This window comes from Geminocystis sp. CENA526 (assembly GCF_050753365.1).
GTDB lineage: Bacteria > Cyanobacteriota > Cyanobacteriia > Cyanobacteriales > Cyanobacteriaceae > Geminocystis.
Genome location: NZ_JBLZFY010000002.1, coordinates 18137 through 42767 on the forward strand (window position 1 = coordinate 18137; position 24631 = coordinate 42767).

The 24631-nt window shown below is 34.6% G+C and carries 18 protein-coding genes, 1 other RNA gene and 1 CRISPR repeat array; of the genes, 4 read left to right on the plus strand and 15 right to left on the minus strand.

Annotation, left to right across the window (positions count from 1 at the left end; all coding sequences use genetic code 11):
• Positions 1 to 4: 4 nt before the first annotated feature.
• From ACN4EE_RS00855 to ACN4EE_RS00865, 3 genes are all read right to left on the minus strand, one after another.
• Entirely contained in the window at positions 5 to 1117 is a 1113-nt protein-coding gene (locus ACN4EE_RS00855; protein WP_431704499.1) for a geranylgeranyl reductase family protein, read from the minus strand.
• Positions 1118 to 1289: 172 nt separating this feature from the next.
• Positions 1290 to 2366: a Fic family protein gene (locus ACN4EE_RS00860; protein WP_431704500.1), complete on the minus strand. Its 1077-nt coding sequence runs from the start codon at positions 2364 to 2366 to the stop codon at positions 1290 to 1292.
• Positions 2367 to 2630: 264 nt separating this feature from the next.
• Complete coding sequence (locus tag ACN4EE_RS00865; RefSeq protein WP_431704501.1) at positions 2631 to 3905, minus strand: dihydrolipoamide acetyltransferase family protein; 1275 nt, start codon at positions 3903 to 3905, stop codon at positions 2631 to 2633.
• Positions 3906 to 4738: 833 nt separating this feature from the next.
• Here ACN4EE_RS00865 and ACN4EE_RS00870 point away from each other — a divergent pair.
• Positions 4739 to 10039 carry a hypothetical protein gene (locus ACN4EE_RS00870; protein WP_431704502.1) on the plus strand — a complete coding sequence of 1767 codons (5301 nt, stop codon included), beginning with the start codon at positions 4739 to 4741 and terminating at the stop codon, positions 10037 to 10039.
• A 289-nt stretch (positions 10040 to 10328) separates the two neighbouring features.
• Here ACN4EE_RS00870 and ACN4EE_RS00875 read toward each other — a convergent pair whose 3' ends face one another.
• A complete protein-coding gene (locus tag ACN4EE_RS00875) occupies positions 10329 to 11483 on the minus strand; it encodes a DUF58 domain-containing protein (RefSeq protein ID WP_431704503.1) in 1155 nt (384 codons plus the stop codon).
• Between the two features lie 95 nt (positions 11484 to 11578).
• Positions 11579 to 12619: a DUF362 domain-containing protein gene (locus ACN4EE_RS00880; RefSeq protein ID WP_431704504.1), complete on the minus strand. Its 1041-nt coding sequence runs from the start codon at positions 12617 to 12619 to the stop codon at positions 11579 to 11581.
• A 327-nt stretch (positions 12620 to 12946) separates the two neighbouring features.
• A CRISPR array of direct repeats spans positions 12947 to 14521; the repeat unit is 37 nt; unit sequence GTTTAAACTATCATTAATACCTATGAGGGATTGAAAC.
• Between the two features lie 65 nt (positions 14522 to 14586).
• On the opposite strand from ACN4EE_RS00880, the gene ACN4EE_RS00885 reads away from it, so the two are divergent.
• Complete coding sequence (locus ACN4EE_RS00885; protein ID WP_431704505.1) at positions 14587 to 14862, plus strand: hypothetical protein; 276 nt, start codon at positions 14587 to 14589, stop codon at positions 14860 to 14862.
• 152 nt (positions 14863 to 15014) lie between these two features.
• Here the strand turns inward: ACN4EE_RS00885 and ACN4EE_RS00890 are convergent, their stop codons facing one another.
• The 9 genes from ACN4EE_RS00890 to ACN4EE_RS00930 all read right to left on the minus strand — a co-directional run bounded on the left by ACN4EE_RS00890 (position 15015) and on the right by ACN4EE_RS00930 (position 23129).
• On the minus strand, positions 15015 to 16592 hold the full coding sequence (locus ACN4EE_RS00890; protein ID WP_431704506.1) for an iron uptake porin: 1578 nt from the start codon (positions 16590 to 16592) through the stop codon (positions 15015 to 15017).
• Positions 16593 to 16687: 95 nt separating this feature from the next.
• Complete coding sequence (locus ACN4EE_RS00895) at positions 16688 to 18388, minus strand: Rqc2 family fibronectin-binding protein (protein ID WP_431704507.1); 1701 nt, start codon at positions 18386 to 18388, stop codon at positions 16688 to 16690.
• 276 nt (positions 18389 to 18664) lie between these two features.
• Positions 18665 to 19432 (minus strand): imidazole glycerol phosphate synthase subunit HisF, encoded by a 768-nt coding sequence (gene hisF, locus ACN4EE_RS00900; protein WP_431704508.1) that lies wholly within the window; start codon positions 19430 to 19432, stop codon positions 18665 to 18667.
• Between the two features lie 67 nt (positions 19433 to 19499).
• A complete protein-coding gene (locus ACN4EE_RS00905; RefSeq protein ID WP_431704509.1) occupies positions 19500 to 19958 on the minus strand; it encodes a DUF29 domain-containing protein in 459 nt (152 codons plus the stop codon).
• Positions 19959 to 20167: 209 nt separating this feature from the next.
• Positions 20168 to 20422 (minus strand): type II toxin-antitoxin system RelE family toxin, encoded by a 255-nt coding sequence (locus tag ACN4EE_RS00910; protein ID WP_431704510.1) that lies wholly within the window; start codon positions 20420 to 20422, stop codon positions 20168 to 20170.
• Positions 20419 to 20619, minus strand: coding sequence for a hypothetical protein (locus ACN4EE_RS00915; protein WP_431704511.1), 201 nt, complete (start codon positions 20617 to 20619; stop codon positions 20419 to 20421). Before ACN4EE_RS00915 ends, ACN4EE_RS00910 begins: the two co-directional genes overlap by 4 nt.
• Positions 20620 to 20698: 79 nt before the next feature.
• Positions 20699 to 21469, minus strand: coding sequence for a twin-arginine translocase subunit TatC (gene tatC / locus ACN4EE_RS00920; RefSeq protein ID WP_431704512.1), 771 nt, complete (start codon positions 21467 to 21469; stop codon positions 20699 to 20701).
• A gap of 27 nt (positions 21470 to 21496) precedes the next feature.
• Positions 21497 to 22384, minus strand: coding sequence for a fructosamine kinase family protein (locus ACN4EE_RS00925; protein WP_431704513.1), 888 nt, complete (start codon positions 22382 to 22384; stop codon positions 21497 to 21499).
• 229 nt (positions 22385 to 22613) lie between these two features.
• Positions 22614 to 23129, minus strand: a complete 516-nt coding sequence (locus tag ACN4EE_RS00930; RefSeq protein WP_431704514.1) for a transcriptional repressor — start codon at positions 23127 to 23129, stop codon at positions 22614 to 22616.
• Positions 23130 to 23397: 268 nt separating this feature from the next.
• On the opposite strand from ACN4EE_RS00930, the gene ACN4EE_RS00935 reads away from it, so the two are divergent.
• Positions 23398 to 23787 carry a hypothetical protein gene (locus tag ACN4EE_RS00935; RefSeq protein WP_431704515.1) on the plus strand — a complete coding sequence of 130 codons (390 nt, stop codon included), beginning with the start codon at positions 23398 to 23400 and terminating at the stop codon, positions 23785 to 23787.
• A gap of 147 nt (positions 23788 to 23934) precedes the next feature.
• Here the strand turns inward: ACN4EE_RS00935 and petE are convergent, their stop codons facing one another.
• Complete coding sequence (petE, locus tag ACN4EE_RS00940; RefSeq protein WP_431704516.1) at positions 23935 to 24306, minus strand: plastocyanin; 372 nt, start codon at positions 24304 to 24306, stop codon at positions 23935 to 23937.
• Between the two features lie 132 nt (positions 24307 to 24438).
• Between petE and ffs the strand changes: the two genes are divergently transcribed.
• An RNA gene (ffs, locus tag ACN4EE_RS00945) (signal recognition particle sRNA small type) lies at positions 24439 to 24535 on the plus strand.
• The last annotated feature ends 96 nt before the right edge of the window (positions 24536 to 24631 follow it).

Genomic DNA, 24631 nt, shown 5'->3' on the forward strand with positions numbered 1-24631 from the left:
TTACCTAAATATTCATCAATAATTTAAGGGCTTTTTGGGCAACTTGGGAATAACTTAATTCACCATTAAAAATTTTTGTCATGGTAATGGCACTTTTCGGATTTTTCGTCATTACGTTATAACCTAAATGGGGAAAACGATAAAATACTTGTGCTAACCGTTGCGCCCAAATCATCTCTCTACCCCATTCCTCCGCCATAATTTGACTATACTTTTCTAAAGCGTGGCTCGATCGAGATATACTATTGTGGATAGCTTCTGATGCCTTTAAACCACTAAAAATTGATGGTCTTATACCTTCTGCTGTAAATGGGTCAACTACACAAGCGGATTCTCCTGCTAATAAAGCATTATCGGTATGTAATTTTTGATTACCATTCCATAGTGCGATGGGATGCCCGTGTTGTGTTGCTTGGGTGAGGGTAAGGTTAAATTGAGAAGCGTAATCTTCAATAATTTTATGGAAACTTTGGGCTTTTCTTTGAGAAGTAAAAACCCCAGCGCCCATAGAAAAACCGTCAGCTTTGGGAAAATTCCAAGCGTAACCGTGTTTGACGAAACCAAACTCAAAATAAGTATGAGGGTTATCCTGTTTTTGGTATGGTATCTCGATTTCTAATGCCCCTGCCACCAATTTTTTTTGTTTACCGAAGCCTAATAATTTCGCCATGACTCCCTTCGCACCATCTGCGCCAATGAGATAACGCCCATGAAATTCTCCATCAGGGGTTTTCACTATCCATCGATCGAGCTTATAATCAAGATCAATAACCTCCGTTTCATCTTTTAATATTGCGCCTTGTTTAACCGCTTGTTGCACAATAAAATAATCAAACACATCTCGTCTTACCATCCAAATCGGATGATTACCCATAGAAACTTCGATCGATTCCTGATGTTCCCATGTACAATAGACTCGATCGCTTTTAAGAGAAATAGCAGGGGTAAAGTCAAAATCAAACCATTCTTGAATAACCGCAGAAACTCCTCCGCCACAGGGTTTATAACGGGGTAACTTTGCCTTATCTAACATTAAGACAGAATGCCCCTTTTTAGCTAGATGATAACTCGCCGTCGCTCCAGCAGGTCCAGTTCCAACAACAATACAATCATACATAAAAAAATCAAAATAAAAGGACTTATTCTTCTGTTTATTAGAACAGATAAAAGCCATAAAAGTTCCCTAAAATTTTAAATTTATCAATATTTTTTTTATTACATAATTGGATGTCTTAACTTCAAAATATGAGTTAATTCAATATAAACATATGTTATTTTAAATGTCTTTTTCAAAGACTATACCATGTCGATCGACCTTTACCATAACGATAAATTTTTTCTTGTTTTACTAATTCATTTAATCTCGCTTTAATAGTACTACGACTAGCTTTAGTATATTTTTCAATATCTTTTGTGCTAATTCTACCATGCTCCTTAGCTAACTCTAAAATCTGCACTGATAACTCAGGTAAAGATGTTTGAAAAATCAATTCTCTTTCTAATTTTTGAGCTAATTTATCTTTTTGTTTTTTGATAGATTTTAGGAAAAATAATAACCATGTAAGATAGTCTGGATTATCATTTTTAATACTTTGTTGAGTACGTCTTAAAGCTAAATAATAACTGTCTTTATTTTCCTCAATAACACTTTCTAAAGAACTATAAGGCACATAAATATAGCCACTTTTTAATAATAATAATGTGGTTAAAATTCTGGAAATTCTCCCATTACCATCTTGGAAAGGATGAATGGCTAAAAAATTCACAATAAAAATGCCGATAATTAACAAAGGATGCAATCTTTTTTCTTCCATTTCTTGCCGTAACCAAAAAACCAAATTTTCCATTTTTAAAGGAGTTTCAAAAGCCGAAGCAGTAGAAAAAATAACCCCTAAACTTTTCCCTTCTTCGTTAAAGGCTTGGATATGATTTTCAATGGTTTTATAGTTTCCCCGATGTCTTTCATCTTTTGGGCTATATTTAAGCAAAATGGCATGAAGCTGTTTAATATAATTTTCCGTAATAGGAATCGTCTCCCAACTTTGAAAGAGAATATCCATCACTTCGGCATATCCTGCCACTTCCTGCTCATCTCTAGTGGTAAAAGAATGTTTATCTAAGTTACTCAATAAGGTTTCAATTTGTCGATCGCTCATCTTAACTCCTTCAATACGAGTGGAAGAACCTATACTCTCGATCGTGGCAACCTTTTTCAATGTAGCCAACTTTTCAGGGGCAAGAGTTTTTAAACTACGCCACGAGCCTTTAAATTCATCAATTTCAGCGATTAGAGTTAGAATTTCTGGAGTGATGACAATTTGGTTAATATCCATACCATAGCCAATTAATAAGCCAATAAGAACCAATTATAGCCAATTACAACCAATTAGACTCTCATCATAATTATAATTTTATCACCGTAGAACAGGCATCTTGCCTGTATTTTTGAAGATGTCTAATAAGAAAACAAGGGCTGAATATTATTCAACCCCTACCAACCAATAAAAAATTATTTTACTTACCTAAAATACCTAATACCTAAAATAATTAGACTTCGATATTAATTAAAATTTTAAGGGCTGAAGCCCTTACTACAAACCAACTAAAAATAATTTTTGTCTGATGTCTATTTATAAAGTTAAAGAATGAGTATCCGTTTCAATTAACTTCGCTAAATCCTGTAAAAATCCTGCGGCATCTGCACCATAAATAGTACGATGATCACAAGTAATATTAACAGTCATTTGATTTTTTACCCCAAATAAACCATCTTTGTTAGCGACAACCGTAGGACGCACTCCACCAATGGCTAAAATAGCACCTGTGCCGGGGGGTAAAATAGCGGTAAAGTCATTTACTCCAAACATTCCCAGATTAGAAAGGGTAAATGTACCAGTACTGTACTCATCAGGTTGTAACTGTTTAGCACGGGCTCGGTTTACTAAGTCTTGCCAACTACGCGCTAAGGAGTAAATATCTAATTGATCTGCATTTTTGATTACAGGAGTAATTAAGCCTCCGTCTGGCATAGCAACGGCAACGGCAATATTTATGCCTTCGTTATACTTAATACCAGCATCGGTGAAACTAGCGTTAACAACAGGGTGTTTTTGTAATGTCATGGCAACGGCTTTTGCTAATAATGCCGTCATAGTGACACCTTTTGATTTAATTTTGCGATACAAAGTATCTAAAGCATCGGTGTTGATGTTATAGCTGACTTGGAAAGTAGGCACTTGTAAACTCGCCATCATGTTGCGAATCACGGCTTGTTGTAAAGTGTTGAAAGGTACTGTTTCCCCCGCTAAATTGTTGACAACTGGAGGAGGAGTAAACGTAGGTTGAGGAGTGGTAGTTGTGGTAACGGGGGCAATTTTGGGTGCGCTAGGAGTTTTACCAACGGCTTTTTCTACATCTTCCGCAATTATACGACCATTAGGACCACTTCCCACGATCGAACTTAAGTCCACGTTTAATTGTTTTGCCAGTTTTTTCGCCCTAGGAGAAACCACAATTCTACCATTACTTTTAGCTGGAGTTGCCACTTCGGCGGTGATAACGGGCTGAATTTCAACGGCTGGTTTTACTTCTGGGGTAGGGGTAGAGGTGGCAGGAGTTGAGGTTTGTTTTTGACTAGCTTTTTGTTTTGCCTCCTCGATTTCGGCTTCTGTCTCTGCAATGTAAGCTATCGCCTCACCGACAGGAGCTTCTTCTCCTGCTTGTACTAAAATAGTGGCTAAATAACCAGAATAGAAGGATTCGACATCCATATCCGCCTTGTCTGATTCTACGACAACAACGGTTTCTCCTTTCTCGATTTTATCACCGGGCGCTTTTTCCCATGAAACGATTTTACCCTCTGTCATAGTCGAACTTAGGGCGGGCATAAAAATATCGTGAATCATTATAATTTACAATTTATTCTATTTACTCATCAAACTTTTAATTATAAGCTAGTTTGTATCCTACTTAGGGTTTGCTCAAAAAGTATTTTGATGAAGGTGGGGAAGAGGGAAGAGTTTTGATGTTATTCCCCCTTAATGTAAAGTTTGTATTTTGTATTTTGTATTTTTTGTGCCTAGTTTTTGAGCAAAAATTTGCATACTTTTTTGTGAAGATAGTGTGTCTAAAAATTTATTCAGCAACCCCTAAGCTAAGACGCATTTAACTTGCATTTTTTTCTAATAGTTAAAAATACTAATAACTATTGATTTAGAGCAACTCTTGCCTCTTGCCTCTTGCCTTTTGCCTTTCACAAAGTAAACATACAATTAATTTGCCTATCTATTTACTCAAAGTACAAGAATCTAAATCACTTGTAATACTATAAATTCAAACTAAGTTTCCCTTAATAAAAGGGTGTTATGGGTATCATATATTTAAAAGGAGAATTATATTTTCACAACTGATTCTTGATTGCTATAGAAGAACCAAATTTATTTTAATTATATACCAGTTTAACATAAAATTATAAATAACGATAAAAAACAAGGCTTTTCTACAGTAGTTATGATAAATTAGGAGAAAATAAATGCTATAACTTTTATTAAATAAGGCTTACATCAGAAACTTAAGGTAAAATCCTTAATGGTAATAAGAATTAATTAAAACTTTAGTGGAATTGATTTTATATAATTATTTACTAAATTCAATTCTTTTAAATAATTCAAATTTGTTCTATTACCCCATGCCATCAAAAAAAATTTTTAATCAATCTCTCACTATTGACTATAATTTTATGAATAATCAATATCTTTTAAGCGTTAGTAATAATCTCAGGAAAAAAATTTCTTTATTAAATGAAGAAAATCGAGAAAAGTTTTTAATTAATTTAGAGAATATTGTTAATAATAATTTGTTAGGGGCAGAAATAACAAAAAATATATCTGAACAAGTTATTTATCGCATTAATTTTGGTTATAAATTAGAAATATTAGCGACTCACTATCAATTAAAAGAGCAAAATATTGTTAAAATTTTAAATATTTTTGACAAGAGTAAACTGAAAAGAGTTATCGTTTTTAAAGAGGGTTTATCGACAAAAATTATTGATTTAGATATAAATTTAAGTAAAGAAAATGAATTATTTGCTTCAGATATAATTAATTTATTTAAAAGTAGAGAAAATTTAAAAATTGCCAGAGAAGATTTAGAAAACAAGCCCGAAGATTTTTATTATTATCCCTTAGATAACTTAAATAGTAACTTAGAAAATAGTTATAAAATTCTGTTATCCGTTGAAGAAATTAATAGTATTAATCAGTCTTTACCTTTACTTTTAGAGGGAGTAAATAATAGTGGTAAAACCACAGTTTCTGTTATCAAAGCTATTCAAGATAGTTTTAAATATCCTGCTCAAAAAATCCTTTATCTAACTAATAATCAAAGTAATCAACAACAAGTATCTTCTTTCGCAAAAGATATTTTAAAAACGGAAAAAAATGATAATTTAATTTTAGATAATTTTGTTAATTTTTGTCTTAATTTTGCTCGAAAAAATAACCTTTTAAATCCTGATAAATTTATTAGAAGTAAAGAAGTTAACTATAAAAAATTCAAAGAAAAATTTTTAGCTAATTATAATATTGAAGATATTGAGTCATGGTATTTATGGCAGGAAATTTCTTATTTAATTAAAGGAAGTAGTAATTATCCGCAAGGAGAAAATGCTTTAATTTCTTTAGAAGATTATAGTCAACAAATTAAACAATATAGTTTTTTACCTCCTGATATTAAACCTACTAAAATATATCAACTAACCCTTAAATATCAACAGTGGTTAACAGATAATAACTACTGGGATATAACCGATTTAGTTACTTCTATTTCTCTCAATCTTCCTGCTTCATTTAACGGTATAGTCGATCGAATCTATTATGATAATATTGATAAATTAAACGATTTATCGCAACAATTACTATTTCGTTTTCTCAAAAAAGATAGTCAGACTAACTCCTATAATAACTGTTGTTTGAGTTTCGATCGAGCCAAAATAATTTATCCCTTAGAAACATGGGAAAGAAAAATTAATGAGTTGGTTTACCCTAACAATAACGGCAAAATTAATCAAACTCAATTAATCACAAATCTGACAAGTAATGAAAATTTAGATAACTTTACTAAAGAAGTTTTAAACGCTGAATTATGGAAAAAAACCGACAATGAAAACAAACTAAAACCTAGCCATATTTTACAGCAAAATAATAACTGTTTATGGATTACTACCCCAGAATGGAAATTTTTAAGTATCAGCAAAAACTTTGCCTTAGATAAATGTATTGTTGTTACTAATCCTCAAGAAAAAGAGAAATTATTAAATCATTTTCAAAGCAATCCCGATATAGTTAACAGTCGTATTCTTACTTTTCAAGAAATAGAAGGTTTAAAGTTTAAAGAAATTATTTTATGGAACTTTTTAAGTTATTTTTATAATATCAAACATCAAACCATCGCTTATAATCTTTTGCGACAATATTTATATCTTTGTTTAGGTAGTGTCACCGAAAAAATCTACTGTTATGAAAGTAACTTTAATATAGAAGAAAATTATCCCTTTTTAAACCATTGTTTAAGTAAAGGTGGTTTTGAAGATTTAGAAAACTTTTTTCCCCCCTACTCTGACAATGAAAACTCTAGTTCGATCGAACAATTCTATCATAATAAAGGAGCATGGAAACAGGCTTACGAATGCTATCGACAAAACAAAAAATATCGAGAAGCCAACGAGATTCATCCTTATATAGAAGAAATAGAAGGCAACTGGGGTAAAGCAGGAGACTTATGGAATATTCTCGAAAATTGGGAAAAAGCCCTTAACTGTTGGCAGGAAATCGATAATAATTTGTGGTTAAAAAAATGGGCAAATTTAACCCCGAATCAATGGCAAGAAAAAGGGCAATATTTTCTCACGAATAAATGTTATCAACAAGCAGGAATTTGTTACCAACAAGCGGAAGATAATAATAGCTATTTACAATGTCTAAAATTAAATCAAGAATGGGAAAAAGCAGGAGATGAATATAGAAATTTAGAAGATATTAAAGAAGCTGAAAAATGTTATCTTAATGCCGAAAAAATTTATCGTCAAAAAGGAGAGTTATCCCGTTGCGCCTTGATGTGGGAAAAAATGTCAGCATGGGAAAAAATTGCCTTAATTAGAGAAGAAGAAAATAAATGGGAAAAAGCAGCGCAACAATGGCAAAAAATTGATAACTGGGAAAAAGCAGGTGTTTGTTACGAAAAAATATCTCAATGGGAAAAAGCCGAAACCTGTTGGCGAAAATTAAATCAATGGCAAAAAATTGCCTACTGTTGTCAAAAACAAGAAAAATGGCAAGAATCAGCGAAAATTTGGCAAAAATTACAACAATGGGAAAAAGCGGCACAATGTTATCTCAAAATCTCTCAACTTTCTCAAGCGGCGCAATGTTATCAACGAGGAATGTGTTGGCAAAAAGCCGAAGCCTGTTGGCGTAAACTCAATAACTTACCGAATATCGCCTCCTGCTGTGAATCTCAACATAAATGGGAAGAATCCGCTAAGATTTGGCAACACCTAAAACAGTGGCAAAAAGCAGGTAACGCTTGGGAAATGGCAAAAGACTTAGAAAAAGCAGGATTATGCTATGAAAAAGGACAACTTTGGTCAAAAGCACAATCTTGTTGGTTAAAATTAGAAAACTGGAGAAAACTTGCCGTTATCTATGAAAAACAAGAAGAATGGGAAAAATCCGCTTCTACATGGTTAAAAGTTGATGAAAAAGAAGCCGCCGCTAAATGTTACTCCCAAGGGGAATTATGGCAATTAGCAGAAAACATCTGGAGAGAATTAGAAAATTGGGATAAGGTAGCCTTCTGTTGTTTTCAACAAGGCAATTATGAAACCTCCGCTAATATTTGGCAAAAATTACAACAATTCGCCGAAGCAGGAAAGGCTTATGAAAAACTCAAACAATTTGCTAAGGCGGGATTATGCTATGAAAAAGTAGAGGCATGGGATAAAGCAGAAATTTGTTATCGTCAACTGCAAAACTGGGAAAAAGTCGCTACCCTTTGTCAAAAACAATCGAAGTGGCAAGACTCCGCCGATATTTGGCATGAGTTGGGAGAGTTAAATCAGGCTTCCCTCGATTATGAATTAGCGCAAAATTGGCAACAAGCCGAAGACTCTTGGCGACAATTACAACAATGGGTAAACGTGGCATTGATGTGTGAAAGACAAGAAAAATGGTTAGACGCTGCACAAACTTGGCAAAAAGTCAAGCCTTTAGAAAAATCTGCTTTTTGTTACGAAAAAATAGAAGCATGGGGAGAAGCTGAAAACTGTTATCGTCAACTGGAAAACTGGCAAAAATCCGCTTTAATGTGCGATAAACAAGGCAAATGGGAAGACTCTGCTATTATTTGGCAAAACTTACAACAATGGGAAAAGTCAGCTAAACGATGGGAAAAAATTAAACAGTGGGATAATGCAGGTTTTTGCTATGAAAACGGAGAATTTTGGGCAAAAACAGAAGAATGTTATCAAAAAAGCGAAAATTGGACAAAATTAGGGGAAGTTTACGAAAAACAAGAGAAATGGGAAACCGCTTCTTTGTTATGGGAAACACAGGAGGCATGGCATAAAGCCGCGCAGTCATGGTTGAAAATAGAAGGAGTAGAAAAAGCAGGGGTTTGCTATGAAAAAGATAACGACTGGCAAAATGCAGAAAATTGTTATCGTCAACTAGAAAACTGGGAAAAAGTTGCCTTACTTTGTGAGACTCAATCAAAATGGCAAGAGGCTAGTGAGGCATGGTTGAAAATAGAAGAAGTGGAAAAAGCAGGAGGTTGTTACGAAAAAGATAACGACTGGCAAAAAGCAGAAACTTGTTATCGTCAACTAGAAAACTGGGAAAAAGTCGCTTTACTGTGTGAGACTCAATCAAAATGGCAAGAGGCTAGTGAGGCATGGTTGAAAATAGATAAGGTAGAAAAAGCGGGGGTTTGCTATGAAAAAGATAACGACTGGCAAAATGCAGAATCTTGTTATCGTCAACTGCAAAATTGGGCAAAAGTTGCCTTACTTTGTGAAAAACAACAGCAGTGGGAAAAATCGGCGGAGGCTTGGTTAGCTATGGATGACATGGCAAACGCTGGAAGATGTTATGAGGTAATAGAAAATTGGAGTAAAGCGGAGTCTTGTTGGTTAGTGATGGGAGATTGGCAAAAAGCAGGGATTGCTTGTGAAAAACAAGGTAAATGGGAAGAATCTGCTATTATTTGGCAAAATCAACAACAATGGGAAAAAGCCTCTCTCGCTTGGTTACAAATTTCTGAAAAGGAAAAGGCAGCACTTTGTTATCAAAATGGGGAGTTGTGGCAAAATGCAGAAAACCTTTGGAGAGAATTGGAAAATTGGTTGATGGTTGCCTTGATGTGTGAAAAACAAAACCAACTCGATAAGGTTGGGGAGGCTTATACTTTGGCACAGGAATGGGAGAAAGCCGGGGAAGTTTATCAAACTATCCAATTTTTTCCTCAAGCTGAAGACTGTTGGCGCAAGGTGGAAGCATGGGATAAGGTAGCTTTGATGTGTGAAAAACAAGAGAAATGGGAAACCGCCGGGGAGGCTTGGGAGTTAATTCCCGATTGGGAGAAAGCTGGTATTTGTTATGAGAAGGCAAATTTATGGCAGAAAAATGCTGATTGTTGGCAAAATTTACAACGATATGATAAGGTTTCGATCGCATATCAAAAGTTAAAACAATGGGAAAAGGCGGCGCAATCTTGGCTAGAAAGCGAAGATAAAGATAAAATTATGAAGGCTGGATTATGCTATGAACAAGGCTTACAATGGTCATTAGCAGAGGAATGTTGGCGTAAAATATCTCAATGGGATAAAGTGGCTTATACTTGTGAACAACAGGGTGAGAGTAAATGGGAAGATGCCGTAAAAGCGTGGCAACTATCAGGAAATAAACTCAAAGCCGCTAACCTCTTGCGTAAAATGGGGAGATGGAAAGAAGCGGCTTTAGCCTTAACTCAGAGAAACAATTAACAATTAACAATTAACAATTAGGATTTGCTGAATAAATCAGAAGTCTATTAAAATAAAGGGTTTAGACAAACTACATTACTAAAAAAGTGTGCAGTTTTAGCAATTTTTACTCAAAAAATGAGCATTTTTTACTAAATTTTATTAAAAATAACTTTATACTCATATGCTGATACAAAACCTCAAAACCTCGATTCTTGTAACTTATTCACTCTTCCCTCTTCCCTTTTCCCTTTTCCCTTTTCCCTTTTCCCTACCCTCACCTAAAGACTTTTTCAGAAAATCCTAATGATTAAAGAGGTTTTTGTAAGAGATTTTGTAAAGGTATTTCTTCATCGTAAAAGATGCTTAAAATATTCTCGTTTTTAGGATAGGTTTCTATGGGAGGAAATAATAAGCAACGACTACCCATGGGAAGGGATGACAAGAAATCTGTATTTTGAGATAACCAAATCAAAGGAGAGGAGGGAATTTCTTTTGTCATGGAGACACCAAAATCAACACCAGCAAGAGTTTCTAACATGACTTGATTTCCTCTGACTAAACCTTTATCTGCTGTCCATAATCTTACTTCTAATTGTTGACGACTGGCATAAAAATACATGGAGGCGGCGGCGATGACTGCTGTTTCAAAATATTCTGATTCCCATTCACTGGAGTTGTCTAAGCAAATGATGATTTCTTCTCCCCCTGTAATGGTTTCTAATTCTCTCACTTGTAAATCTCCGAATCTAGCACTACTACGCCAATGTATCAATCGTGTTGGATCACCATAACGATATTGTCGTATGGCTTTTGTGACTCCTTCGGTGGCATTCTGATAGAGTTTTTCGCTTTGTCTTTGTTTGGTTTCTTCGTTACCGATACTATCAATTAAGGGGCAAGTTTGTAATGGTAAGACTTGAGGATAAACTATGGCTTTACTTTCGATCGAACGTTGACGACTGCTATAAAATAATCCAAAGGGGGCGGCGGTTTTTAAGATAACATGATGCCAATGATAGATACCCCTTTTTTTGGCATGGGCATAGGAGACTAATTTTGTCTCTGTTTTCGGCGGTAAAGTCTCGATGCGATTGATAATTTTACCTGATAAATCTAAAGGTAACTCATCAATAATTTCGATAAGAGTTTTGACTTTCTTGGTAGGATTTTTAACTATTAATTCGATGGTTAATTCATTTCCTGCGCTGATGGCTTCGATGTTCGATCGTTTTAGATGAATTTGTTTTAAAGTGTTGATAGAGATAAATAAATTTAAAGCTAGTAGAGAGAATAACACCCCACTCAAAACATATAACCAACCTGCCATAGTGTTAGTAGCCGCCCCAAAAAAACTTAAGGCAATGCCGATTAAAACCCAACCGCCATAGGCTGGAGTTGCCCAACGACGTTCTAACCAATTAAAAAAAGAAAGGATAAAATTATGATGAGGGGAATTATACATTAATCAATAGCAATAATTATTGACTCTATTATAGATTCAAATGCTTACCTCCGATGCTTGATCAGTTAACAGAATTAATCTTTTGCTGATTGAGGTTAAATAATTAAAGGTCTAATTTGCTCAACTATATCCTTACTTTTTGCATCTGGGGTAATAAACTCAATTTGTTCAGTTTGACTTACTCCCAAGCCTAATTCAACGGCTCTTTTAATTTGCTCTAATTCCCAAACTGAGCCATTAGATACTTGATTGGTTGTACCTAACAAACGAAGTAACCCGATCGCAACTACATCCACCGCCACTCGATCGACTCCAGCTAAAATAACGTTAGAGCGGACTTTTTTACCCGATGCGGGTCCACCATTAACAAAAGCCTCGACTCCATCTAACAGAACTAAAGACGGTTGATAGACTTGATTAATTTCCGCAATCATTAACCGTTGGTGAGCAGAAGAATGTAAATCTCCCATATAGTTAAAAGAATCACCAGGTACATATTTTGCCACCATACCCACTGAATTTTTCAAAGAAAGGGTGAAATGTCCACCGTATTGATGAGTTTTTAAACAACAGGTATTAATAATCGCCTCAGATTCTAAAATAGGACGAGCAAAAGCAAATCCCTTTTGCCAATGAGTGCCGTCTGCTGAAATATACTGCCATTGATCCGCTTCCATCTCATCAAACACAATAGTTTTAACACCATACTTTTCTGCTAACTTAAAAACCCCTTTTTGTTCCATTGCTTGACGAGTATCCGCCATTCCCGATCGATCGCCGATGGTTATTTGTTCGACTTGGGCGTTTTGAAATTCTTGTATTAAAGTTTCTAATAGTTGAGTATCCGTAGCCGCAGGGGCTGGATCACCAGTATTATAGTTAGGTTTAAGAAAAACTGTTTTCCCTTTTAGTCCAGTGGGTTGTAATAATTCCAATGCTTGACGAGTACCTGCTGAACGATCCTCATTATAAACCAGTACTACTTTACTTGTTTGAGGGGGAGTTAAAGGAGAAGATTGAGCCGTCACCTTATTATCAGTAACAGTAGAATTAATAGCACGACAGGCTGAGGGAAATAAAGATGCTCCTGTAGCTAAGGTGGCTAAACGTAAAACTTGTCTTCGTTGTAAAGGCATAATAGAAAAATTGAAAACTTTTTTTAAGGATAACGAATTTTCTCAATTAATCTTTCTGATAGAATTTAGTAATATCTGAAAAAAATCTGAGTATTGCTAATTTGCGGAAGGGGTAGGGTGTAAAATTTCCTTTTTCTCGAAAACTCTTTATCTTCCTTATCCCATAAGGGTTTTGGCTTTTTCTTTTTTTGAGAGCCTTACGCTCTTTATCCCATAAGCATTTCAGCGATTTTGTTGTCATTTCGATCGACTCTATTCTATAATTATGACTAGCCTTCCGCAACTGCACCTTGAAAACTTTATCTATCAAAGGGTTCGATCGTGGGCGTTTAAACTATCATTAATACCTATGAGGGATTGAAACGCCCGTAGTGGAGGATATAGGTGGTGCATTATCGGTTTAAACTATCATTAATACCTATGAGGGATTGAAACAAATATTTATGTAAATCTGGATCGTCCGCTAAATTATTTCGTTTAAACTATCATTAATACCTATGAGGGATTGAAACAACAATCTTATTCTGATTTAGCAGAATTGGTAGGGTATGGTTTAAACTATCATTAATACCTATGAGGGATTGAAACAAACTTATCCCTTGCAGAATGCACCTTTTGACATACTGTTTAAACTATCATTAATACCTATGAGGGATTGAAACAACTTGTCTCACCACACGACAATTTACCATATACTGTTTAAACTATCATTAATACCTATGAGGGATTGAAACAATCGTTTGTTTTTAACAGGATAAGCTACATTATCTAGTTTAAACTATCATTAATACCTATGAGGGATTGAAACACTTTTTCTGGTAGCAAGGTTAGTGAAGAAAATTTGTTTAAACTATCATTAATACCTATGAGGGATTGAAACATCAACATACCCTAAAGTTTACTTTCATCTTTACTTCCAGTTTAAACTATCATTAATACCTATGAGGGATTGAAACAACAAAAGAAAAATTAAAGTATCCTCAAGATTTAATTTCGTTTAAACTATCATTAATACCTATGAGGGATTGAAACGAACTTATCCCTTGCAGAATGCACCTTTTGGCATACGTTTAAACTATCATTAATACCTATGAGGGATTGAAACTTACCAAATTTTGTGATTACATTGACATTATTTCGTTTAAACTATCATTAATACCTATGAGGGATTGAAACCTAATGCGACAAAAGCAGGGCAAATACAAGCATAAGTTTAAACTATCATTAATACCTATGAGGGATTGAAACATGAATATTTTTTACATAATCTACCTCATTCATCGTTTAAACTATCATTAATACCTATGAGGGATTGAAACTTTCAATGACTTTTTAGAGCAATATATTATTCGAGTTTAAACTATCATTAATACCTATGAGGGATTGAAACGCGATCGAGCTAAATGGGGGTAATTTCGTTCATGGAAGTTTAAACTATCATTAATACCTATGAGGGATTGAAACTGAATATTTATCGTATTAGCCATTTAATAACTCCTGTGTGTTTAAACTATCATTAATACCTATGAGGGATTGAAACGTGGATATTTGAGATTCAAAATCATCACCGTGCCAACGTTTAAACTATCATTAATACCTATGAGGGATTGAAACTTTGGAGAATCTAAAGGACATTTATTTTCTAGACAAGTTTAAACTATCATTAATACCTATGAGGGATTGAAACCTTATTTCAGTATTCGGGCTATTTGTGAAATAAGGTTTAAACTATCATTAATACCTATGAGGGATTGAAACATCATCAGTAAAAGTATAATTAACTCTACAATTTCGTTTAAACTATCATTAATACCTATAAGGGATTGAAACAGAATGTTTTTTTGATTAATACAAATTCTGATGACGTTTAAACTATTATTAATACCTATGAAGGATTGAAACCCCTAAATGTCAAGGGATTGCTGAAGAAAAATGGTTAAAATCAAATTAAATTTAGAAGTAAAACAATGAACCAAATTATTGAAGTTAATATCGCTGATGTCTTAATGAGACTTGAAGCAAAAATGGATCATTTAACTAATGAAGTTAATGAGGTTAAAATCAATGTAGCTAAACTTGATGAAAAATTAAATAGTGTAAAAAGCGAAGCTAAGACTAATTTTGACAGTTTAGATAAGCGATTAGGAAATATTGAATTTGTGGCTCGATCGATCGCAGGAGGGGTAATTATTGCTATTTTATTAGCGTTTGCCCGTTATCTTTTCCCAAATGTCACTTTGTAAATTAATTAGAAGGGTTGTCAAACACCTTAATTTTTAATCTTCAATCTTTCCTTAATCAACTTAATCAATAACCACTAAAACCAATATCATTTAATCCTCATTTAAAAGCCTTGCTGTATGTTTAAAACCTCATTAATACCTATTAGAGTCAGCTAGAATGTAAAAGTAGTACGCAAAGCACCTATAACAAGGGGATCATTGCGACTGTCGTTAGCAGGATTCGTGACGACAATGACACCGGGGGTGATTTTAATGTTATCGGTGATGGCGTATTCATAAAATGCCTCAATGTGGAAAGAAGTATCGTCTTTGTCTAATTTTACACCGTTATTTCTGATAGTAGAGTTTGTTTGCCATGGTTGCATTCCCACAATGATACCTCCTAAACTACCCTCTTTGAATAAGTCGGGAAATCCTAAAGTTGCCGCCCAATACCATGAATCAGAGCTTCCACGGGATATGTTAACGTTACCATCGGAAAAACTATTGAGGGTTCTGACATTAGAATAGCCTCCCCATGCACCTAAGACAAATTTTTCTGATAATTGCCATGACATAGTTACAGCATAGGTGTTGTGAGAGGTATCAATAGGGCTATCGGCAACGATGTCAGCAAAACTACGAGTATTTTCACCAATGCCAAAGGTATTGTATCCTTGTCCATAAGCAAAGGCGATACCAAATTTATCGTTGGGATAATAGCCAATTTGTCCTAAGATACCATAAGCTCCATTAAATAAGCCGTTTCCTCTTTCGGGATTGTTGCCATCGGTGGCTAAGTAGCCTAAACTCCAACCAAATTGCCCTAATTTACCTTCTATCCCTAAACCCGTGCCTTCTCCTTGATAGTAAACAAGGTTACGAGTACCAAAACTGGATAATGCACCACTACCGCCATCTCCGTCTAAGATACTCAAGGTATTGGTAAAGTCATCAAATGCACCTCCTGCACCTTCTAACCATAGGGTGATATTTTCACTAATAGGAAAATTATAGTTTAAGACTTCGATCGAAACGTCATTATCATCAGGTTGAGAGAATGCTAAACTAGCTTGTTGAGTCTGGGCAGGTACGCTAAAATCAGGAAAGTTACCTGTGGCTAAACGGGTGTAGAGTAAATCTTGCCCTGTAAAACTGGTACTTAATTCTATTCTAGTACGGCTTCCTAATACGGGTACTTGTTCAATATTTCTTCTTCCGCCGTCTTTTTGCCCATTAAAAATACTGGCTAATCCGATGACAACTTCTCCACTTAACTTAGTGGTAGTAGAAAATTGATGATCTTCTAAAAAGGCAATTCTACCCTCTAGGTTATCAACTCTTGCTCCCAATGTGGCTAATTCTGTCTCAAATTCTGCCATTAATCGCTTAAGTTTCTCAATGTCTTCTCTCATTACCGATTGACTAGAGGCAATTAAACGCTCCATTTGTTGCATACAAGCATTTAACCCCGCCGCAAATTCATAACGACTCAAGGCACGATTTCCTCTAAAGGTTCGATCGGGATACCCCACAATACAACCATAATTTTCGACTAAACTTCTCAATGCTTCAAAAGCCCAATCCGTAGGGGAAACATCCCGTAATTGAGAAACACTGGTAACTTGATTTTGACTTGGTTGATAGTTGTCGATTTGCTCTAAAATTTCTTCTGTTGGTACTGCTAAAGCAATATTTGGAAATACGATCGAGCCTAATAAAACACTACCAATAAATAATTTATTTTTCACTATAAAAACTCCTCACGAGAATCGTTAATTGAATCAACAATATTTGATAATGATTATCTTTTTCAATACCCCCTATAGGGATTCACAGATTTTCTTTATAGTGAAGGTTGCCCCCAAATCACCGTTTCTCTGGTATAAATTACCATGCCGGGTTTCGCCCCTTTGGGTTTATAAACGTATTTAGGATTGGTGTAAATTACTGGCACTCGATCGCTGTGTCTTCCTTGACTATAATAAGCTGTTAAGTTAGCTGTATATTGTAAATCTCGATCGTCTGGTATGTCTCCTGCACTCAAACGTAATAAAACATGAGAGCCTGAGATTTCCTGTGCGTGAAACCACAAATCATAATCCGTTGCTGTGCGAAAAGTTAATATATCATTTTGACGATTATTGCGCCCAATTAAAACCTCATAACCCGAAGGAGTTTGATACTTGCGAGGGTGAGATTCTTCTACTGTATTATTGCCTCGATATTGACTATCTTCCATATATTTTTGACTAATTAATTCGGCTTTAATTTCTTGTAAACTCGTTAAATCTTCGCTTTCTTGATAGTCTAATTGAGTTAAAATTGTGGCTATTTGCTGTAAATAATTAACCTCGTTTTGCACTTCTTCTAATAAAGGTTGTACCGCTAATTTTGCCCGTTTTAATTTCTGATTTTGTCTATATAAACTTTGGGCATTTTGAATCATATTTTTATCGGGAGCAAGGGCGATTTTTATAGGTTCATTAGTGGTAAAATCATTGAGGATAATTTCTGTCATTCCTACTTTCCACAAGTGCAAATGAGCCATTAATAAATCTGCTTTATTGCTATAAATTTCGCAGTTATCAGAATCATTTATTTTATCTCTATATCTATCTCTTTTTACTTCTAATTTAGTTAAAATATTTTTTACTTTCTGAGATATTTGCTGTTTTAATTGATTAAAATTTTCTTGATAAATTTGTTTATTATAATAATTATTTAAAACTTTATGTAAGTCTTGATTATTAGCCTTTTCGTCTAAAACTGTATAACCTTTATCTAATTCTCTACAGTTAAAGTCTTTTTTCTCAAGAGTGATTAACCAATTTTGCCAATTTTTATATAACATTATCCATTCTTTTTGAGTTAATTCTTGATTATTTTTAGTAGATAAAATGTTAGATTTATTTAATAAATGTTGAGCTATAATAGGGCTAACTCCTCGATAAGTTTTAATTAATTGTCTATCAATTCGATCGGGAATTAAACTTACTTTTTCTTGCCATTTTTCCAAAGATTCATTTAATTTTGGAGTTTCACCTAACAGGGGGGGAGGTAATTGATAAATTTGGCTAGTTTCTACGGTGCGTACACTAGATTTATCCGCAGTAACTTGTTTAGCAACGGTGATAATTTGCTTGTCAGCAGAAGTTAAAATAACATTGCTATATTTCCCCATTATTTCCACAAATAAATGATATATGGGTTTTTCATTGGGGCGCTGGGCAAATTGAAAATCTATTACCCTTTCCCAATCCGTAACAATATTTACCCCAATTAAAGCATAACCATTAATAAGATGCCGTAATTGTTCACTAAAAGTAAAGGTATCTTTACCACGAGGAGGAGGATTTCCGATACAAATTCTAGCGGCTTGGGGATGCCATGATACCGTTAACCATGCCTTATGATTAAGACTGCGTAAACAAAGACTGATGGTATATCGATCGAGCTGATATACTTGTTCTAGTCGTGAGGGAATATAGCCATTTTGTAATGAGTGACAAATGGCTACAAGGGTTGTATAATCTACTGATTGCATTTTAAGAAGTAAAAAGTAAGAAGTAAGAAGTAAGAAGTAAGAAGTAAGAAGTAAGAAGTAAGAAGTAAAAAGTAAAAATAGTTTTAGTTGTTAATCAATAACCCACCATGTAATAAATAACATGGCTAATAGCTACCGTCTGCTAAAGCGACTCATATAAAAAATTATAAAAATTCTTGTCATTGCGAGACTACGAAGCAATCTTGAAACCTTATGTTATTTAGCGTAAAGTCATTTTTAATAACTATTCACTATTCACTATTCACTATTCACTATTTAGTGTCTTACTGGTATATTTCGATCGAGCAGATAATGCTTAATTTCCGACACAGTTAATTGCCCATAATGTAAAAGGGAAGCTAGTAGCGCCGCCTCTGCCTTCCCCTCCGTTAAGGCTTCGTAAATATGATGAGTATTTCCTGCACCACCCGAAGCAATGACAGGGATTTCCACTTTTTCGGCAATAGTGCGAGTTAATTCTAAATCATAGCCTGCTTGAGTACCATCGGCATCCATACTGGTAACTAATAACTCTCCTGCACCTCTTTTTGTCACTTCTTGCGCCCATGCCACCGCATCTAATCCCGTATTTTCGCGCCCACCTCTGACATATACATCCCAACCTTGATTATTCGGATCATTTCTCCTTCTAGCATCTATAGCTACTACTATACACTGAGAACCGAATCGATCGCTAGACTGATTAATAAAATCGGGATTTCTTACCGCCGTGGAATTTATACTAATTTTATCAGCTCCAGCCCTCAATAAATTTTTGACATGATCCAGAGTTTGAATACCGCCTCCTACGGTTAAAGGAATAAAAACTTGTTCCGCAGTGCGATAAACCACATCTATAATTGTATCTCTAGCTTCGTGGGTTGCGGTAATATCTAAGAAAACCAATTCATCAGCACCAGCATCATTATAAACCTTAGCTAGTTCTACAGGATCACCAGCGTCTTTTAAATCCACAAAATTAACGCCTTTGACGACTCTACCAGCATTAACGTCTAAACAGGGTAAAATTCTTTTTGCTAACATATCTACCAATTAACAATTAACAATTAACAATGAATCAAAAAAGTTCAATTTATTCAACACTTTCACTCTAATTAATGTCAGGCAACCAATTTTCATCTAATAATTCTTTTAAAGTATAAGGACAGTTTTCAGGTAAATTTTTAAGACCAGATTTTCTGGTAACATATCCCCAAGCATCATCATAAATATTAGGTAATTCTTGACTGAGATAATTATAAAAATTAGTAGTTAAATCTTTTTTTAGTTGTCTGCGAAAAGAGAATATTTCTCCTTCCCAATGACGACAACATCTATCTCTTTCTTCCTGCCAATATTGCCATAATAATAGGTGTCTGATAATTTGTTCTAACAAACTTTCGACTTTTTTTCTTCTTTCTTTTCCCACATCATCTAACTCCTCAATTAAATTATCTAAATCTAATTCATTAAATTTTTTTTCTTTTAATAATTTTACCGTTTCTTGTATCCATAAATAATCATCAATTTCGTATAATTCCTTAAGATTTATGGGAGTTGATACTATCATAATTTTATTGTCAATTATCATTAATTTTAATTTATCACTTTTTCCTTTTCCTTTTTCCCTAGTTTTTATAATTAAAATAGCATAATAAGTCTAGGAATAATTTAGTCGCTGTTATAAGACTTTAAATTAAATCTCTCTCAGGGATTTATTAACTTCGATCGAACTCATAATCGACCCCGTATAATAATATACCAACTTAATGTAGAATTTTACCGATAAATATCCCTACGATGCCCAATATCTATAACCACAATCGTGAGTTGAGAATCATTGATAGTATAAATAATTCGATAAACACCAACTCTAATTCGCCAAGCATTTCTACCCGTCAATTTTAAACAGCCAGAAGGGCGAGGGGTTTTTGCTAATTCTCTAATGGCATCTCTAACTCTTTGATAATCGACATTTGATAGACTTTCTAAGACTTTAGAGGCTCTTTTTTTAATGTTGATATTGTAATTCATTGACTTCGATTTTCAATCATTGCGATCGCAGTTTCAAAAGGTATCTCATCATCATCGGTAGAAACTGCTAAATCGTAGGCTTTAATTGCCTCTAATTCTTCAGATTCTTCCAATAATTTTTGATATTCTTTTATATCTAAAATGATTCCTATGGGATTACCTTCCACATCAGTAATATACTTTTCTTTTAATTGCATTTCATTATTTCCACTACTAAATTTTATTGTGATGATTGCAAAAATTCTTAATTCTTAATTCTTAATTCTTAATTCTTTCTCATTTTCCCGTTAATTTAACCATAAAAATACCGCCAAAATATAATACTAAAACTGCACCTCCGAGAAGGGATTGTGTAAGTGGATCGGTTGATGGTGTTAATACAGCTCCTAAAATCATTGCACCTAAAACTACTATGCGCCAAGTAGAAAGCATTTGTTGGGAAGATACTATATTTAATGTGCCTAAGAGTAATTGAATCACTGGAATTTGAAAGGCTAAACCAGTGGAAAACATTAACAATAACACAAACTTAAAGTACTTATCGATCGACCATAATTGTTCTACTACATCAGCACCATAATTAATAAAAAAGTTGAGGGCGGCAGGAATAAGTAGATAATAGGCGAAGGCTAAACCAGCGAAAAAGAGGATACTTGAGCCAAATACCACAGGGGCGATGGTTTTTCTTTCCTTGCGAGTTAAACCGGGGGTTACAAACTGCACAATTTGATATAAAATCACGGGCGCTGAAAGCAAAATCCCCGTATAACCTGCCACTTGAATCGAGACAAAGAAAAACTCTCCCGGTGCTAACTGTAGAAACTTAACATCTCCTGCTGGAATTTCTAACCATGCCACAATTGGCTTTACAAAAAAGAAACAGGAAACAGCGCCAACTCCCATGGCAATAATACTAACGAAAATTCTTCGGCGCAATTCTTCCAGATGATCAAAAAAAGGCATTTCTGATTCGTTGGGTATCTCATCCCAATAGTCTTGAGGGTTTTGTGTTTCTTGAGGTTGCTTCTTTAATTCCTGAGTCGCCATTTTTATAAAATTGATGATGTAAAAATATCATAGCTTCATAGTATCAAAATTCACGGGAAAAAATTGTTGAATCATTCTTTTTGCTTGAGATTCGTAACCGCCTCCAAATAAGTTAAAGTGATTGAGAATATGATACAAGTTATAAATATTTTTGCGTTGCGCATAACCACTGTCTAAACGCCATTGTTGATTATAAGCCTCATAAAAAGCAGAAGGAAAGCCACCAAATAATTCTGTCATGGCAATATCCACTTCTCGATCGCCATAATAACACGCAGGATCAAATATAGTCGCTTCCCCTGTATCTGTAAATCCTGCATTTCCCGACCACAAATCTCCGTGAACTAAGGACGGTAAGGGATTATGATTAGATAGGCTCGATCGAACCCTGTCAATAATTTCTTGACTGTTTTTAAAATTGCCTCCTCGCCGATTTGCCAATGTGAGTTGATAACCGATTCTTTTTTCAGCAAAAAAATTAGCCCAATTATCCCCCCAATCATTAATTTGCGGTGTAGAGCCGATCGTATTATTGATATACCATCCAAAAGGTTTATTTACCTGATATTGATGTAACATAGCCAAGTTTTTACCCATTGATTGCCACGATCGAACCTCACCCCGTCCTAAGTTAAGATATTCTAAGACTAAATAGGAATCATTGCCCGATACACCATGACAAATCGGTTTCGGCACAAGAATTGTTTTTGTTTGATACATTTCTTCTAAAGCCATAGCCTCCGCCTCAAACATTGCTACCTGTGAGGCACGATTTAACTTGACAAAATAACTAATATCCTTCCCAATAAGTTGATAAGCCTGATTGATACATCCGCCCCCCATCGATCGATAATTAGTTAAGGTAAAAGCAGAATCGGTATGTTTAACAATATTATTAACAATTTCAGTCCACATATTAACTCATTGATAGTATAAAAGTATTTTAATTGGTTGGTAGGGGCATAATATAACCTCAGTTCGATGTAAGAATATCCAACTGAAGCAGGTATCAGGTATCAGGTAGCAGGTTTAATTTTTAGCAGATTATGTTATTTAGGGTTTGCTGAATAAATCAGAAAGCTAAAACCATTAAAACCATTGCCCATTGCCCTACCCGAACCAGTAAAGTGAGATGTGTTCTACTTTATCTATGTTTATGTTGACCTTCAGCGATCGCACGGCTACAATACCAATTAGAGGGGAGAGTAGAAGGCCACCCCATTTCAAGGGCTTCTTGACAAATAGTTGTTACTGTCAACTGGCAATCAATTAATTGAAACTCCTCTTTCTGACATTGTTTTAAGCTATGTTTAAGAATAGAATCATCTTGAAATTCGATCGTCTTGTTACACTGAACACAAACAATATGATGATGATGGTGGGGATAAGGATGATTTAATTCATAGTGTTTATGACCTTCAGCTAATTCTAATTCACGCAAAACTCGCATTTTAGTCATCAATTTTACACTACGATAGATGGTAGATAAACTGATATTTTCTCCTTCTTCTTCCAACAATTTATATAATTCTTCGGCACTGAGATGATTTCCTTGGGGTAAATTATTAAATACTTGAAGGATTTTTTCCCGTTGGGGAGTCATTCGCCAACCTCTGGAATTGAGCTTTTTTTTAATGGATGCAGTAGTATCTGAAGACATAATCACTAGGGGGAAGAAAAATTATTTTGTCTCTATCATACTTTTGTTTTTACCCCATTTGCAACTATTAGGCTCTAATTGAGAATAACTTTTGAATAGAGTTAAGCTAGAACATCCAAGTTTACTGATTGAGAGAGGGGAAAGGGAAGAGGGAATAGGTAAAGAATTAATAAAAAATTAGTAACAATTCAACTAAATTTGTTATTTATATATGAATAGTCAGCAATTCTCGTTATGGTGACGTACAACTTTTAGAACAAAAAAAACAGTGAAAAGAAATTTTCAAAATAAAATCATTAGTATTAATAATTCAGGTTTAGGTTGTTTATTAACTTTCATTCTTGCTAGTTTAATTTTAGGCTCGATCGGGCTACAATGGGTAGTAAATGGCTTTTTAATCTTCATTGCCTTACTAATTATTACGCCGATTATTGGTGTTTGGGCTTTTCGTTGGTGGTTGAAAAGAAACCTCATTCAAGATGAATGTCCTGTTTGTAATCATACCTTTACGGGCTTAAATAATACCGAAACTCGTTGCCCTAATTGTGGCGAATTATTAAGGGTAGAAAACAGTAAATTTATTCGACAAACTCCCCTAGGTACGATCGAAGTAGATGCGATCGAAATCTCTGGTAATAGTTTAGAAGAGGGAAAATAATCAAATTCTACATTCTAAATTCTATATACAATACATCTTTAGATATATTTTCTAATACAGGCAAGATGCCCGTTCTACGGTGATATATTTTCTAATACGGGCAAAATGCCCGTTCTACGGTGTAAATATCTTCGCTTTTGGAGAAGTCTATTCTACAGTAATAGTTCCTACCATTCCAGCACCACGATGAGGCTCACAGTAGTATGTGTATTCACCGGGATCGGTAAAAGTAGCTTCAAAGGATTCTCCTGCGGAAAATGCCAATCCTTTATGGCTTAATTTATCAGCATTTTTAGCTGAAATATTAAAAACTACGTTGTGAGGTGCGAGTTTATTGTTTACCCATTTAACGGTATCACCAGCTTTGATGGTTACTTTTGCAGGTTGGAAAGCTAACATTCCATTATCCGCACCCATTTTTACTTCTACGGTGTCGGCATGGGCAGGGCTAACCGCACTAAACATCATGGTAACGGCTAACAATAAAGAGGATAATAATAAACCTAGTTTCTTAGTCATTGTTTTTCTTTTAAATTTTTTCTATCTAATCATCATACAATGAACTTTGACCACTTGTCATTTTTTGAACAAATTTTTTTATTTCCCTCGCTACCTTGTAAAAAATAGACAATATCTGTTATAATGGGGATTGACTCGAACTTATGCGATCGTGACGCTCAAACCTTGTCAGGACTGGAAAGTAGCAGCAATACGGGATGCTTATGATGGGCGTAGGCTTCGGGTCTTCTGAACTTTTAACTCTCACTAAACTCTACAATAGTGAAATAAAAGATAAACTTGCCCTAACATCAGAAAATAATTGTTATGAGCGATTGATAATTAT

Bases quoted from the DNA above. Each gene is read 5' to 3' on its own strand.
- ACN4EE_RS00855 (WP_431704499.1), bottom strand. From the start codon at position 1,117: ATGTATGATTGTATTGTTGTTGGAACTGGACCTGCTGGAGCGACGGCG.
- ACN4EE_RS00865 (WP_431704501.1), bottom strand. From the start codon at position 3,905: ATGATTCACGATATTTTTATGCCCGCCCTAAGTTCGACTATGACAGAG.
- ACN4EE_RS00870 (WP_431704502.1), top strand. From the start codon at position 4,739: ATGAATAATCAATATCTTTTAAGCGTTAGTAATAATCTCAGGAAAAAA.
- ACN4EE_RS00875 (WP_431704503.1), bottom strand. From the start codon at position 11,483: ATGTATAATTCCCCTCATCATAATTTTATCCTTTCTTTTTTTAATTGG.
- ACN4EE_RS00880 (WP_431704504.1), bottom strand. From the start codon at position 12,619: ATGCCTTTACAACGAAGACAAGTTTTACGTTTAGCCACCTTAGCTACA.
- ACN4EE_RS00885 (WP_431704505.1), top strand. From the start codon at position 14,587: ATGAACCAAATTATTGAAGTTAATATCGCTGATGTCTTAATGAGACTT.
- ACN4EE_RS00895 (WP_431704507.1), bottom strand. From the start codon at position 18,388: ATGCAATCAGTAGATTATACAACCCTTGTAGCCATTTGTCACTCATTA.
- hisF (WP_431704508.1), bottom strand. From the start codon at position 19,432: ATGTTAGCAAAAAGAATTTTACCCTGTTTAGACGTTAATGCTGGTAGA.
- ACN4EE_RS00905 (WP_431704509.1), bottom strand. From the start codon at position 19,958: ATGATAGTATCAACTCCCATAAATCTTAAGGAATTATACGAAATTGAT.
- ACN4EE_RS00910 (WP_431704510.1), bottom strand. From the start codon at position 20,422: ATGAATTACAATATCAACATTAAAAAAAGAGCCTCTAAAGTCTTAGAA.
- ACN4EE_RS00915 (WP_431704511.1), bottom strand. From the start codon at position 20,619: ATGCAATTAAAAGAAAAGTATATTACTGATGTGGAAGGTAATCCCATA.
- tatC (WP_431704512.1), bottom strand. From the start codon at position 21,469: ATGGCGACTCAGGAATTAAAGAAGCAACCTCAAGAAACACAAAACCCT.
- ACN4EE_RS00925 (WP_431704513.1), bottom strand. From the start codon at position 22,384: ATGTGGACTGAAATTGTTAATAATATTGTTAAACATACCGATTCTGCT.
- ACN4EE_RS00930 (WP_431704514.1), bottom strand. From the start codon at position 23,129: ATGTCTTCAGATACTACTGCATCCATTAAAAAAAAGCTCAATTCCAGA.
- petE (WP_431704516.1), bottom strand. From the start codon at position 24,306: ATGACTAAGAAACTAGGTTTATTATTATCCTCTTTATTGTTAGCCGTT.